The 13342-nt window shown below is 41.3% G+C and carries 13 protein-coding genes; 7 read left to right on the top strand and 6 right to left on the bottom strand.

Translation table 11 applies throughout. The features are described from left to right. Nucleotides 1-47: 47 nt before the first annotated feature. Nucleotides 48-956, bottom strand: a complete 909-nt coding sequence (locus ACE3G9_RS12560; protein ID WP_449219297.1) for a LysR family transcriptional regulator — start codon at nt 954-956, stop codon at nt 48-50. 170 nt (nt 957-1126) lie between these two features. Between ACE3G9_RS12560 and ACE3G9_RS12555 the strand changes: the two genes are divergently transcribed. Next, nucleotides 1127-2332 (top strand): multidrug effflux MFS transporter, encoded by a 1206-nt coding sequence (locus ACE3G9_RS12555; protein ID WP_449219296.1) that lies wholly within the window; start codon nt 1127-1129, stop codon nt 2330-2332. 40 nt (nt 2333-2372) lie between these two features. Here the strand turns inward: ACE3G9_RS12555 and ACE3G9_RS12550 are convergent, their stop codons facing one another. Beyond that, entirely contained in the window at nt 2373-2813 is a 441-nt protein-coding gene (locus ACE3G9_RS12550; protein ID WP_449219295.1) for an Lrp/AsnC family transcriptional regulator, read from the bottom strand. 110 nt (nt 2814-2923) lie between these two features. Between ACE3G9_RS12550 and ACE3G9_RS12545 the strand changes: the two genes are divergently transcribed. After that, nucleotides 2924-3511 carry a LysE family translocator gene (locus tag ACE3G9_RS12545; protein ID WP_449219294.1) on the top strand — a complete coding sequence of 196 codons (588 nt, stop codon included), beginning with the start codon at nt 2924-2926 and terminating at the stop codon, nt 3509-3511. 181 nt (nt 3512-3692) lie between these two features. Next, a complete protein-coding gene (locus tag ACE3G9_RS12540; protein WP_449219293.1) occupies nt 3693-5015 on the top strand; it encodes a polysaccharide deacetylase family protein in 1323 nt (440 codons plus the stop codon). A 44-nt stretch (nt 5016-5059) separates the two neighbouring features. Here ACE3G9_RS12540 and ACE3G9_RS12535 read toward each other — a convergent pair whose 3' ends face one another. Next, nucleotides 5060-5215 (bottom strand): hypothetical protein, encoded by a 156-nt coding sequence (locus ACE3G9_RS12535; protein ID WP_449219292.1) that lies wholly within the window; start codon nt 5213-5215, stop codon nt 5060-5062. A gap of 379 nt (nt 5216-5594) precedes the next feature. On the opposite strand from ACE3G9_RS12535, the gene sstT reads away from it, so the two are divergent. Next, a complete protein-coding gene (sstT, locus tag ACE3G9_RS12530) occupies nt 5595-6833 on the top strand; it encodes a serine/threonine transporter SstT (protein WP_417879763.1) in 1239 nt (412 codons plus the stop codon). A 107-nt stretch (nt 6834-6940) separates the two neighbouring features. On the opposite strand, the gene ACE3G9_RS12525 is transcribed toward sstT, so the two are convergent. After that, nucleotides 6941-8047: a 4Fe-4S binding protein gene (locus ACE3G9_RS12525; protein WP_449219291.1), complete on the bottom strand. Its 1107-nt coding sequence runs from the start codon at nt 8045-8047 to the stop codon at nt 6941-6943. A gap of 352 nt (nt 8048-8399) precedes the next feature. Here ACE3G9_RS12525 and ACE3G9_RS12520 point away from each other — a divergent pair, with 352 nt between their 5' ends. The 3 genes from ACE3G9_RS12520 to yghU all read left to right on the top strand — a co-directional run bounded on the left by ACE3G9_RS12520 (nt 8400) and on the right by yghU (nt 11459). Further along, entirely contained in the window at nt 8400-9659 is a 1260-nt protein-coding gene (locus tag ACE3G9_RS12520; protein ID WP_449219290.1) for an MFS transporter, read from the top strand. A 2-nt stretch (nt 9660-9661) separates the two neighbouring features. Beyond that, entirely contained in the window at nt 9662-10336 is a 675-nt protein-coding gene (locus tag ACE3G9_RS12515) for a peptidoglycan DD-metalloendopeptidase family protein (protein WP_449219289.1), read from the top strand. 268 nt (nt 10337-10604) lie between these two features. Further along, nucleotides 10605-11459 (top strand): glutathione-dependent disulfide-bond oxidoreductase, encoded by an 855-nt coding sequence (gene yghU, locus ACE3G9_RS12510; protein WP_449219288.1) that lies wholly within the window; start codon nt 10605-10607, stop codon nt 11457-11459. A gap of 63 nt (nt 11460-11522) precedes the next feature. Here yghU and ACE3G9_RS12505 read toward each other — a convergent pair whose 3' ends face one another. Beyond that, a complete protein-coding gene (locus ACE3G9_RS12505) occupies nt 11523-12110 on the bottom strand; it encodes a hypothetical protein (RefSeq protein WP_449219287.1) in 588 nt (195 codons plus the stop codon). 387 nt (nt 12111-12497) lie between these two features. Continuing rightward, nucleotides 12498-12854 carry a helix-turn-helix domain-containing protein gene (locus tag ACE3G9_RS12500; protein ID WP_449219286.1) on the bottom strand — a complete coding sequence of 119 codons (357 nt, stop codon included), beginning with the start codon at nt 12852-12854 and terminating at the stop codon, nt 12498-12500. Nucleotides 12855-13342: the final 488 nt, after the last annotated feature.

The following is a 13342-nucleotide window of genomic DNA, read 5'->3' as shown; positions in this document are numbered from 1 at the left end:
TGAATGAAAGGCTGATCACCAGCTCAGCCTTACTCTTTTATATCGATTTAAACCACTTTCACGTCTTTCTCTGTTTCCAATCTCTGCTTTAAATATTCCACAAATAATTGCGTGCGAGTATGTTCATAGTCCAACTTCGGATAATAAGCGTATACACGAGTATGATCGGAGATGACATTCGGTAGTACTCGAACTAATTCCCCACGCTCAATTTCTTCTTGCAGCATCACTTGATTGGATAAAATAATCCCCATGCCGCGTTTTGCACTGTGAAATAATGCTTCTGGATTGGTTGTCGAGAAGTTACCTGTTAAGCGTACTTTTTTGCTGCGTTCACCGAGGGTCGTAAGCCGCACTTCTCGTTCGACTTTTTCACCCCAAATCAACATGTTGTGATTGCTCAAATCATCGATCGTCTGTGGCGCGCCATATTTCTTTAAGTAACTTGGCGCGGCATAAAAGCCAGATTGGTAATCCACCAAAGGAGCGGCACGAAAACTCAAAGTATCAAGGTTTTCAATTTCACGACCAATGTAAATATCAAAGCTCAGCTCCGGCAATTGACCGGGGAGTGTAGTGATCAACTGAACTTTAATTTGTGGGTATTGATGCAGAAAGTCATCAACATAACGCATAAAAAACTTAGAGCCTAATGCGAGCGTAGCACCAACCCTTAGCATCCCTGTTGGGGTTTGATTAATTGAACGTGTTTCATCCACCAGCGATTGCCATTGTTCGACCTGAGCTTTACCACGTTGATAAAACATTGCTCCAGCTTCCGTTTGGCTTAATGAGCGCGTGGTGCGTTTGAGTAGTTGCACGCCAATACGTTCTTCTAAAAAATGTATGCGTTTACTTACCGCGGAACTAGTGGTATTTAAACGACGTGCCGCTTGATTAAAGCTGCCTTCTTCAACCACTCGAATATACGTTTTTACCGATTCAATCCAATCCATCGCACGCTCCATTCCATTATATCTCAAATAGACCCAATCTCTTTCCTATAAAGTCTATTATCATTTTATATTCATCAAAGTAAACTTAGTATTCATTAAGCTTCAATCGGCTTTCTCGCCAACAATGCTTTTATCTCAAAAAAATTCAATCCAAAATCAATAGTGCCTAGATGACAAATAAAACAATAAATGTCTTTAAAAAAACACCACTCTTGCTCGCGATGATGATCATTGCAACGGGTCAAGTTGGTGTAAGCATTTATCTGCCCTCTTTGCCTTTAATTAGCCATGATTTAGCGGTTTCTCAAGCGCAAGTTCAGTCTATCGTGACCTTCTTTTTAATTAGCTTTGGCTTATCACAGTTATTTTATGGGCCATTATCCGATGCGATTGGTCGCCGCCCCGTTTTTCTGGCAGGGCAAGGTGTGTATCTATTAGGTACATTGATTTGTGTATTATGGGCGACCAGCTTTGAAGCGTTATTATTTGGCCGTTTTTTGCAAGGTCTAGGGGCTGGCAGTGCTTCGGTACTCGGCCGTAGTGTATTACGCGATAGTTATAACGGCCCGGATCTCACCAAAGCGTTATCTTATCTCTCGATAACTGCTTCTATTTTACCGATTATCTCGCCAGTATTTGGTGGTTGGGTCGCCTATCATTTCGGCTGGCAAAGTGTGTTTAGTGCGGTACTGGTGTATTTAATTGCGATTGTCACACTCGGCTGGAAAGTGCTGCCAGAAACTTTACCCTACCCTAAAAGCCGCTTTAATCCGGTCAAAGTATTAAAAGGTTATGGTGAACTGCTCACCTGTAAACAAGTGGTGTCTAGCGCCAGTTATAACTGGATCAGCTATTTAGGCGCGGTCGTCTCGCTATCTGTTTTACCTTTCTTGTTACAAAAACAATTGGGGATGACGGTATCTGACTATGGTGAAGCGATGATCATTCCATCAGCAGGATTATTAATTGGCAGCGTGACGGTTAACCGCTTACATCAGTACTTCTCGCAAGCTCGCTTGTTGTGCATCGCATTTAGCTTGATGGTGATTTCAGGTGTTTGGTTGCTGACTATGCCACTTTCCGCTTTTCACCTAATTGGCGCGTTTACCTTATTAACGGTTGCGCAAGGCATGAGTTTCCCTATTTCCATGTCCTTATTACTAGAACCTCATCCAAACCGTGTAGGCGCCGTTTCAGCGTTATCCGGTTCAATTCAAATGTGTATTGCGGGTTTTTTTGGGGAATTTCTAGTGCGCAACTTTGTTGCTAGCCAAAACGATCTCGGCATTTTTTATTGCTGCACTGCGTTAGTCATGATGCTGGTATTGCTCGGCAGCCGCCGCACACAAAAAGAAACTCAGGTTCCAGTAAGCTAAAGCAAACTGGTAAATTGCACTTAACTCATGGACACACTCCTTAACGGGTATCTTTCGGGGTATCCATCACTACTAATGTCGTTATGGTATTTACCTGCGGGATCTCACCTAACACCTCAGAATGAAAGCGTTTATAGCGAGTCAAATCTTTGGTTTCCACTCGTAGTAGATACTCATTCGCACCGGTGATGTTATGGCATTCGGTGACTTCTTTTGCCAACATCACTTCTTGCTCAAATCCACGCTGTGATTTTTGACTATGATCCGATAGTCCAATCGTGATATAGGCAATAAAACCAATCCCTAATTTCTCTGAATTAAGCACCGCTCGATATCCACTGATCACTTCTTGGCGTTCCAATTCTTGCACTCGCCTTAACGTCGCAGAAGGCGATAAACCAATTCGTTCCGACAACTCAACATTGGATAATCGACCATCCGCTTGAAGCTCTTGCAATATTCTTTCGTCAAATCTATCCATAACTTAACTTTGTTGCTCACTTTATCTAAACAGCACATCAAATAGACATAAAATGTAACCATAAACCAAATAGTATACAAGGAGCCGTCACATCAAATGGAAACGAAGAAATGGATATTCAACAACTGATCGCATTATTTACTTTTGTTCTAGTCTCAACCGCCTCACCCGGCCCTAACAACATTATGTTGATGACCTCTGGCGCTAACATTGGCTTTCTGCGCACCGTTCCACACATGCTCGGCGTGGTGTTTGGTTTTAGCTTTATGGTACTTCTGGTTGGGGTTGGTTTGATGGGCTTGTTTCAGTTATATCCGGTGTTACACCAAGTGTTGAATATTGCTTGTATTGCTTATCTCTTTTATTTGGCATTAAAAATTGCTCGCGCACAGCCCGGATCTCAAAATGCCGAATATCAACCAATGAGTTTTTTTGCTGCGGTCAATTTTCAATGGATCAATCCCAAAGCTTGGACCATGGCGATCACCGCAGTCAGTGTCTATAACACCCTCAATAACTGGCAAGGTGTGTTAATTGTGTCACTGATGTTTAGCTTGGTGAATATGCCGTCCGCCACATTGTGGACTTATGCAGGGCAAAAACTGCAAATCTGGCTTAATAGCCCACTACGTGTGAAATGGTTTAACTATTCAATGGCAGGATTGTTAGTACTCTCAATTGCGCCGATGATGTTCTAAAAAGAAATAGATCTCTAAAAAATGAGGCTTTAAAAAGAACATTTCGATTCCAATAAAGCAATCTACAAATCGCTTATTTACATTGTAAATTCAATATTGATTCCATTACGAGTAGTCTTTACACAGGATATTTCTCTTCTTTCTATGATTAGTTTTAACGTTATTAGGAAAGGAGAAAATAATGATTAAACAAGGATTTACTTTAAGTTTAGGACTGGCCGCTGTGTCATTTTATAGCCACGCTGGCCACCAAGCCCCTTCACAACTTCCACCAGCTGGCATTGCCGTTGGAAATGCGCCCCAATTTGTCGCCATTGCGTTTGATGACAACACGTTAGTCGATGGGCAAAACTGGGTACTTGATCAGTGGGGTAAGCGCCAAAACCCCACTGGACACGGCAATGCTGCAACCTTTGATGGTTCGGCTATTCACACCACTTTTTTTAATACCTGTGAGGCGATAGTCGTGGCAATTGAACAAGGCATCAATGCAGGTCATGTTAAAGAAACTTGGTATCAAGCCAACCTACTCGGGCATGAAATGGCCAATCACACTCTCAATCATTTACATGGTTTAGAATTTACTTCCGTAGAATGGCAACAACAAATCAATGATTGCCAGAACGCCATGAGTAAGCCATTTACCCAAATCGATCCTGAATTTCCATCCGATGCTCAAGGAATCGATGCCAAAGCGGTGGGCTTTCGTTCACCTTATTTAGAATACAACGATGCACTCTTTGCTTACTTAAAACAGAACGGATTTAAATACGATGCTAGTATTGTAGAAGGCTATGAGCCGGATCATCATGCAGGAAATCAGTATTGGCCTTACACCTTAGATAACGGCAGCCCGGGTGCTGATATGGCCGCAAGTTGGGGCATAAAACCACCTATCACTCAACATGTTGGACTATGGGAAGTGCCCGTGTATGCCTTAACCGTGCCAGATGATGAAATAGCTAAACAATACGGCTTTGATTATTCATTGCGCGACAAAATACAACAAAAGATGAGCTGGTTTGATGTTCAGTCTGGCAAAATTGAAGCTGGTGACTACAACTTATTTTATATGGCGCAACTTAGCGGCCCAGAAGTATTGGCGATTTTGAAATACAACCTCGATCTGCGTCTGGCAGGCAACAAAGCGCCAATGACATTTCTTGGTCACTCAACTCAATATGATGACCAAATCGATCAATGGACACCCACCGCATCTACCGCCGAAGAACGTCGACAAGCAATCGAAGACTTCTTAGATTACGCGCTTTCAAAACGGGATGTGCGGATTGTTAGTTACTTAGAATTGGTCAATTGGATGGAAAATCCTCAAGCATTGCCCGCTCGATGTGAATCTGCTGAATGGATGAAAGATACTTCTTATAGTAAGGCTCAAAACGTCAACTATGCAAGGTTTGAATGGCAGGCGAAATGGTGGTCTTACAATGCAAGACCACAAGATAAAAGCTGGTCTGCATGGCAGAAAGTGGGGGCTTGTCGTTAAAGGAGATCAATTTTCTCGGCTAATTACACTTTAACTTCAACCAACTACTCTTTCTTCTCAAGCGACTGTTCTTTATTTAATTGATTCACGAACGCCTGCATGGCCATGCAGGCTTTACCATTGATGACAACATTAATGTGCGACAATAAATTTCCAGTAGCAATTGGGCTGCCTTTCACTACCGGGAAGACATTCGCCATACTCTCACTATTGACCTGATGACACACTGCACAACATCAGGTACCTACCCCCACCATGAGTGAATCACATCATCAGAAGTCATAGCTAATTAGACTTTTTAATTTGTTCTAGAAGCAAACAATATCAATATTCAAACTGTGAACACAAAACCAACAAAAAAGTTTTTCTCACGCTTATTTAATATGCTATAAACCTGCGCAACATTTATTTAACAATATATATGCACACCCAAAGGCATCAATTGTTAATTCTTGTACTGATATTATTGCTTTCTAGTAGACAGATTCACTACAGAAGCTATGATGGTTCAGCCTAGAAGCTACTAGGCCGGTCAAACAGGATTTTTGACTGACAATAAAACATAAAACAGGCTTAAATATGCAAAACAATAACTCTTTGATTTATCGATTGGCCAACGGCAATTTAGTACTGCAAATTTTGGTGGGTATTATTGCAGGTGCTGCACTTGCTATGATCTCTCCTTCATCAGCAACTAGTATGTCTATTTTTGGTAGCCTATTCGTAGGCGCACTAAAAGCCGTCGCACCTATCCTAGTTTTCGTTTTGGTTGCAGCATCTATTGCTAGCCAGAAAAAAAACTCTAGCAGTAACATGCGCCCAGTTATTACTCTTTACCTTATCGGTACATTTTTAGCAGCGCTAACAGCAGTACTAATGAGCTTTGCGTTCCCAACATCGCTTACTTTAGTGAATGCAGCAACTGGCACTACACCTCCAGAAGGCATTGGCGAAGTATTAAATACACTACTTTTTAAGATCGTTGATAACCCAGTAAATGCATTAATTAACGCGAACTACATTGGTATTCTTGCTTGGTCTGTTGGTTTAGGTTTAGCACTTCGTCATGCGAATACCGCAACTAAAGATATGTTTAGTGATATCAGCCACGGTGTTTCTGCCGTTGTTCGCTTTATCATTCGTCTTGCGCCAATTGGTATCTTTGGCCTTGTTGCAACAACATTTGCTACTACTGGCTTTGAGGCAATTGCTGGTTACGCTCAACTACTCGCAGTTTTGCTTGGTTCAATGGCAATTATTGCTTTAGTGGTGAATCCATTACTTGTTTTCCTAAAAACTAAACAAAACCCATACCCGTTGGTATTCCAATGCTTACGTGAAAGTGGTGTAACGGCATTCTTCACGCGCTCAAGTGCTGCGAACATTCCAGTTAACATGGCGTTATGTGAAAAACTAAAGCTAAATGAAGATACTTACTCGGTATCTATCCCACTAGGTGCAACCATTAACATGGGCGGCGCAGCGATTACGATCACCGTATTAACGCTTGCTGCAGTAAACACACTTGGTATTCAAGTTGACCTACCAACAGCGGTTCTACTAAGCCTAGTCGCAGCAGTTTCTGCTTGTGGCGCATCTGGTGTTGCCGGTGGTTCTCTACTACTTATCCCACTAGCATGTAGCTTGTTCGGTATTTCAAACGACATCGCAATGCAAGTTGTAGGTGTAGGCTTTATCATTGGTGTTATCCAAGATTCAGCAGAAACGGGCCTAAACAGCTCTACAGACGTAGTATTCACTGCAGCAGTATGTCGCGCAGATGAAGCTCAAGCAGCAGCACAATCTAGCCAAGCTTAAGTTTCTTTAAATAAACTAGAAATGCAAATGGCCAACTGAATGATCAGTTGGCCATTTTTTGTTTCCTATCCAATCTAAAAATACATCTAACTCGAAAACGACAGAATTTAATAACTAATGTAATCCATAATTTGGATCAATTGCATACGCACTTCATTTGGCGTTTGACTGTGCCAAAAACCAGCCAAGAATGCGAATAATGGAATGCCAAACATAATAGCTAACACAAGCCCAAGCACCTGCTTACTCGATAATTGCCACCCATTACGCGTACCAAACCCCAATGCCTCTTTTTTAGGACAAGCACTCACACAACGCATACAAGCTTGGCATTCATCCGTACGAATTGTGTTCACGGTATGAATAATAATATTCGAAGGACAAGCACGTGTGCACTTATCACAGTTGAGATCACCGCGTTCATTTAAACAATGCGTTGTATTACGATGGATCTTAAATGGACTAATAACACTAACAATTCCGAGCAATGCGCCATAAGGACACAAGTAACGACAAAATGCACGCTGACGCCACGCCGCAAGCAATAGCATAATGGTTAAGACACTTAGGGTAATCACACCTGGGTTGACAAATAACCAAGCCGTTTTGATATCAGCAATCTTATGGTAGTTGCCGTTGAGGTAATAAGGAATATTGGCAGGGTGCATACCTAGAGAAATAAAAGCAAAAAAGGCCAGCAATAGATACTTGATCATCCTCAACGGCCAATCTAGCCACTTGGGAACAGGATAAGGTTTTGTAATCCACTTCACACGCCACTGATATAAGTATTCTCCGGCCAACCCGAGTGGGCAGATCCATCCACAAAATGCACGTTTGCAGACTATCCCCGTGATGAGAACCGTAAATAACATCACTGCTCCAGCAGGGTGAGTTTGATCCCAAAATCCAAGACTAACAATCGCTTTTAATTCAATGGCAGCAGCAATCGGTAAGAAGGCATCCACAACATCAGGACGCAAGAATTTCGGAGATATTTGTGCGGTTAATAGTGCAGTGTGGAGCGTGTATTGTATCGCGACGAAAAAAAATAATAACGCCATCGTGTGCTGGCAAAAATAACGTAATGTGTTTGGGCGATAATTGGCTTGTAGAACTTCCGGTTGATACCGATGCACAACCACCATCACAATGACCGCCAAGCTAAGTGATAACATCAATGGCCAATAGAGTGAAGCTACACTCGCTAACATCAATATGCCAAAGGTGAGACTAGCGCCTAGCTTTTTCCCACTAGAATACAAAAGGCTAATGCTATACACCAGGGCAAACATTAAGATCAGAGATTCTATAATTGTCACAACCGCACCATTTACGCTATTTATTATATCTCTATAGTAAAACCTCCCCTTATTGTTTCTTTGATGCGCATTAAGATTGGTGCGAGTTTAACTACTACTTAAGAGTAGTTCTGATATTCATAACTTGGGTGGCGAGGTGCCAAAAGTTTTACATGCATATCAATGGAAATAACTAGATTCTCCTAGTCCTATTCCCATCCTCCATATACCCGAGTAAAATACTCAGACAATTTTGGAGATAGTCATGACGTCCACAACCAACAGCGCTTTACCTCAACTGCCTAAAGGCACTCTTTTCGCTTTATATTTCATTATCTTTCTAGGTTCGGCGGGGTTCTTTATTACCATTCCGGCTTATGTGAACTTGTTTTTAACTGATCATTCTCTGGAGATAGCTCAAGCGATTCCATTGGAAGATAGACGCACTTTATTTGGTACGGTCATGTCTGCTGCGCCTTTTATCTCGATGTTTTTTACACCGTTTATCGCTCGTTTTGCGGATCGTTATAGTCGTAAAATGGTCATGGCATTATGTTTGGTGGTAGCGGCAATTGGTTTTGTGATGCCGGTGTATGCGATTATTGCAGGTTCGGTGGCCTTGTTGTTTGCAGGCAATATGATCAACAGCTTGGGCTCGGCTAGCCAGCCTATTGCTCAAGCGATTTTGGCCGATAATAGCCAAGGAAAAACCAAAACAACTTTAATGAGTTTTGTGGCAGTTGTGATGACGGCAGCAATGTCTTTTGGCCCGGCACTGGGCAGTAAACTTACTGCGCTCTATGGCCCTCAAGCCCCTTTCTATGCTTGTTTATTGATTGCTGTGGTGTGTTTTATTTTGCTGCACATCATCCAACTACCAAAACAAGCTATTTTAAAGCAAACTTCTCTAAAACAGGAAAGTCCATTCTCGTTAGCGGCGCCATTATCACGTAGTCAAAAAGGTTTATTGCCTTGTTTAGCCATTGTCTTTATTTGCCAGTTCAGTTGGAGTTTATATTTCCAGAATATCTCTTTTATTTTGCCGCAAAAATGGCAACTGGCAGTAGAAAGTGAATTTTACCAATACTTCATGTTGGCAATTGGCATCGTGATGATTGTTTCTTTGTTGTTTGTTCCTCGCCTACTACTTACTTGGATGCCACTCACGCGTGCTCTAAAATCTGTGTTAATCGGTGCGGGCATAGGCATGATTTTACTGGCGATCACACCGACGCCAACCACTCACGTTCTCGCCATGATATGGACATCAATTATGGTGGCCTCTTCGTTCCCTTTATACATTACAGCATTATCAGATCGTGCCAGTGATGGTGACCAAGGTTGGGCGATGGCGTTATCAAGTGCCATGGTCGGTTTAGCGTGGACATTAACAGGTTATCTCACCGCTATTTTCGTTAATATTGATTTAATGCTGCCAACCTTTATTGCCGCGGCGGGTTATGCGGTAGCTATGATGCTAGTGCCTAGTCAATCATCAGCAGAATTTCAAGAGGCGAAAGCGTAATCATGACTTTTGAATCTGTTCTTAAAAATCATCAATTTCATCCTGTTCTGGATAGTAAGTATCAGTTTGGTAAAGGGCTGATTGTCGACCTTTCACCAAGTAGTGATATCTGGAACAGGGTGAATGAACAGCATGATTTTTCAGCAGAAATAAAAAGACAGGTGGCTGAAATCGGGGCGGTAGTCGAGATTGGTCGTTATGCGGAACAACGTATGATTTATCAAGATACCGATAACTTTTCGGGTAGTGAATCTCGTACGCTACATATTGGGATTGATCTTGGTATCCCAACTGGGAAATGTGTTTTCGCACCATTAGAAGGTGAAGTGCTTGGATTTGCCAACCACCAACAACAAGGCGATTACGGCCCAACCATCATTTTGCGTCATGAGCTAGAAGGTTATATATTTCACACGCTTTATGGCCATTTAGCGGCATCATCATTAAATAACCTCCAACGTGGGCAAATCATTAAAGCGGGTGAAGCGTTCGCGACCATTGGCGATTATCATGAAAATGGCGGTTGGGCATCTCACCTACACTTTCAAATCATCCGTGATATGGCAGAATATCAAAATGATTACCCCGGCGTTGTCGATCCCATTCACGCAAGTTTTTACCTCAAGAATTGTCCAAATCCTAATTTGATGCTTAAGCGTGAAGATTTAGCTATATAAAAACTCTCTTTTTAATAACTAAAGGATCTGAACAAAATCACGGAAAAAGTCTGTCTATCCTTTTAATCTAAATAAACGGCCTAATATCTAATATATCCTTCATACTTGAAGCTGCAGCTTTGTTGATGGCGTTCATTCGCTCCCTATCTCTTTATAAAGAAAGTCATAGACGAGCTATGCTCATGGGGTCTCATTCACTTGTCGCCTCGCTGCAACTCCAATTACTTTGGCTATACAATAGTGGGTAAACTCAACAAAAGGGAAAATGATGACGAACGAATATATTCCACCGAAAGTTTGGACCAATGAACAACAAGGTGGCACTTGGGGTAGTATTAACCGCCCGGATTCTGGCGCGCGTTTTGAACGAGAACTACCTATCGGTCAGCACCCAATTCAGCTGTATTCAATGGGTACGCCAAATGGCCAAAAAGTCACGATTTTGCTTGAAGAATTACTGGCAAAAGGCGTTACCGAAGCTGAATACGATGCTTTTTTGATTAAGATCGGCGATAGTGAGCAGTTTTCTTCTGGTTTTGTTGAAGTGAATCCGAACTCCAAAATTCCAGCGTTAGTTGATCGTAGTGGTGATTCACCGATCAATGTCTTTGAATCTGGGTCAATCCTGCTTTATCTTGCCGAGAAATTTGACCACTTCATTCCAAGTAACCTTGAAGACCGGACTAAGGTATTAAACTGGCTGTTCTGGCTGCAAGGCTCTGCACCATATTTAGGCGGTGGTTTCGGCCATTTCTATCACTATGCACCAGAAAAATATGAGTACCCTATTAATCGCTTTACCATGGAAGCCAAACGCCAACTAGATGTACTCGATAAGCAATTATCCAACAATACTTATATTGCGGGTGAAGAGTACAGTATTGCTGATATCGCAATCTGGCCTTGGTATGGCAACTTGGTACTAAATAATGCGTATAATGCCGCTGAATTTTTAGACGTTGAAAGTTACACTCATGTTCAGCGTTGGGCGAAAGCGGTATTAGATCGCCCTGCTGTTCAACGTGGCCGTATCGTCAATAAACCGATGGGCGAAGCTTGGGAAGCCATTGAAGAGCGTCATAGCGCCGAAGATATTGATAAAGCACTGAGTTTGAAGCCTTAAGTTAATTGAGTATATGTTTGAAATATCATCCCCCAATGGCATTGCTGTTGGGGGATTTTTTAATTAGAACTTATTCGAATCAACTATAAAGTCATTATTAGTATTAACTTTAATTTCTTTGGTTGTTTCAGCCGCATTCAATTTAACTAAAGGAGTAAAACGATAAATGACATCGTAAGCACTTTCTATAGAGTTATTTCCTGTTAATGAAATAACATTATTAGATGTCCAGCCCCACAGCTTTGCAGTACCGACTATATCTTTAAGAGTCCACTTACTAAATGTATTGCCAGAATTTGGATAGTTGGTCACTTCCATAAATTCGCCATATTTACTTGTTAGCGAACGAACAAGGCTATCATAAAAATATCGTTTTTCTTCCTTTGTATTTTGCATAATCATAAAGCGAGCCTGAACCTTATAAAGCCGCTGAGACTGTTGAGTAAAGTGCAGTGTAACCCTGACTTTCTTCCCTGCTATTTCCGAAAAATATGAATAAGCTCTAGCTGAAGGATCTCGATTCACAATCGTTTCATTATATTGGGTACTAAACAATATATTATTTGAGCCCATTGGTAGGTTTCGACGTTTTGCTTCAGCCTTTACCGCAATAATATTCATCCCATACTGCCAACCATCAAATGCAGACACTCCGTTACCATGATTAAAATCTTCCGCACAAGGCGACGATTGAAAAACCAGGCTATCTCCTTCGCCACACTGATAGATTTTCGCAGCATTGGCAGAACTCGATATAAGCAATAAGTTAATAATGATAAAAATAGCTCGGCATAACATGGGAAACCCGCTTGATATAGATATGAAAATTACCCTTACTCACACACTGTTTGTAAGTTTCTTGAGTAAATCAATATATACGAGGGAGAGTATTATGCTGATTAAAAACAGAAAATTTAGACCGATATAAAAATTTTGGTTCATAAACACCAAAAATCCCCAACCTGAAAAATCAAAGTTAGGGACTTAAAAACTCATAAAGATAAGTGCTTATTTCTGTCTGATTTGCTTCTATCCAAACTACTTCTGCTTAACCACCTTACAACAGTAATCAATGACCACTTGGTTACCATCGATTTGTACATTTTGAATCTCACCATCAATGCTAATTCGATTTTGCAAATACACCACCGCATTTTCTGGCGCGATCTGGTTTTTAAGTGACGGTAAAATCGTATGCGGCTCAATATCTAACTGCTGAAAGAAGCGACTGACAAAGCTTTTGCTAATCTCGCCTTTGCCTCGGATCACTTCAGAAAACTCACTGATCGTCATGCCTAAACGCTTTGCCATATCCATTTGTGTTAAGTGACGCTTGGCTTTTTGTGACATCCATAAATGATAAATCGCGTCTCTGTCTTGCTCTGTATATTCCATTACTTCTGTAAATCCATAACCGATAAAAACTGCTTATAAAAATGACAAAATCCGGTAAATGGCATGTCATTGACAGGTCAGGTTTTGTTTAGGGAAATTTAAAACTATGACCACACGAGCTATAGCACCTTACTTGCTAATCGGATTTTATTCGTTAAAAACCACACGTATCGACTAGGCAAAAACTTGCCGAACTGTTGGCAAGTTTTTGCCTAACTTAAAAACAACAAAAACATAACCATATGATTTAAGTAAAAATAAAAAATGGCTCAATAATTGCTTAGACCACTCCAAACATAGTGTTCAACCGATCATATAAATGGCCACTATTGAACTCCAAATTTAACGAGCAGGTTTATCTATGGCAACGCTACAATTTAGTATTAGTGTCGATGGCGTCAGTGACGAATCGTTAGTCGTGAGAAGCTATCAAGGACAAGATAACTTTTCTTCGGTTCAGCAAACTGAGGATACGTGGTGTCATGGTT

It is taken from the genome of Vibrio sp. E150_018, assembly GCF_053544035.1.
The sequence above is the reverse complement of the archived record's forward strand: the minus strand, read 5'-3'. Positions and strand labels throughout refer to the sequence as shown.

Coding starts and splice junctions, on each gene's coding strand:
- ACE3G9_RS12560 (WP_449219297.1), bottom strand. CDS start 956: ATGGATTGGATTGAATCGGTAAAAACGTATATTCGAGTGGTTGAAGAA.
- ACE3G9_RS12555 (WP_449219296.1), top strand. CDS start 1,127: ATGACAAATAAAACAATAAATGTCTTTAAAAAAACACCACTCTTGCTC.
- ACE3G9_RS12550 (WP_449219295.1), bottom strand. CDS start 2,813: ATGGATAGATTTGACGAAAGAATATTGCAAGAGCTTCAAGCGGATGGT.
- ACE3G9_RS12545 (WP_449219294.1), top strand. CDS start 2,924: ATGGATATTCAACAACTGATCGCATTATTTACTTTTGTTCTAGTCTCA.
- ACE3G9_RS12540 (WP_449219293.1), top strand. CDS start 3,693: ATGATTAAACAAGGATTTACTTTAAGTTTAGGACTGGCCGCTGTGTCA.
- ACE3G9_RS12535 (WP_449219292.1), bottom strand. CDS start 5,215: ATGGCGAATGTCTTCCCGGTAGTGAAAGGCAGCCCAATTGCTACTGGA.
- sstT (WP_417879763.1), top strand. CDS start 5,595: ATGCAAAACAATAACTCTTTGATTTATCGATTGGCCAACGGCAATTTA.
- ACE3G9_RS12525 (WP_449219291.1), bottom strand. CDS start 8,047: ATGTTAGCGAGTGTAGCTTCACTCTATTGGCCATTGATGTTATCACTT.
- ACE3G9_RS12520 (WP_449219290.1), top strand. CDS start 8,400: ATGACGTCCACAACCAACAGCGCTTTACCTCAACTGCCTAAAGGCACT.
- ACE3G9_RS12515 (WP_449219289.1), top strand. CDS start 9,662: ATGACTTTTGAATCTGTTCTTAAAAATCATCAATTTCATCCTGTTCTG.
- yghU (WP_449219288.1), top strand. CDS start 10,605: ATGACGAACGAATATATTCCACCGAAAGTTTGGACCAATGAACAACAA.
- ACE3G9_RS12500 (WP_449219286.1), bottom strand. CDS start 12,854: ATGGAATATACAGAGCAAGACAGAGACGCGATTTATCATTTATGGATG.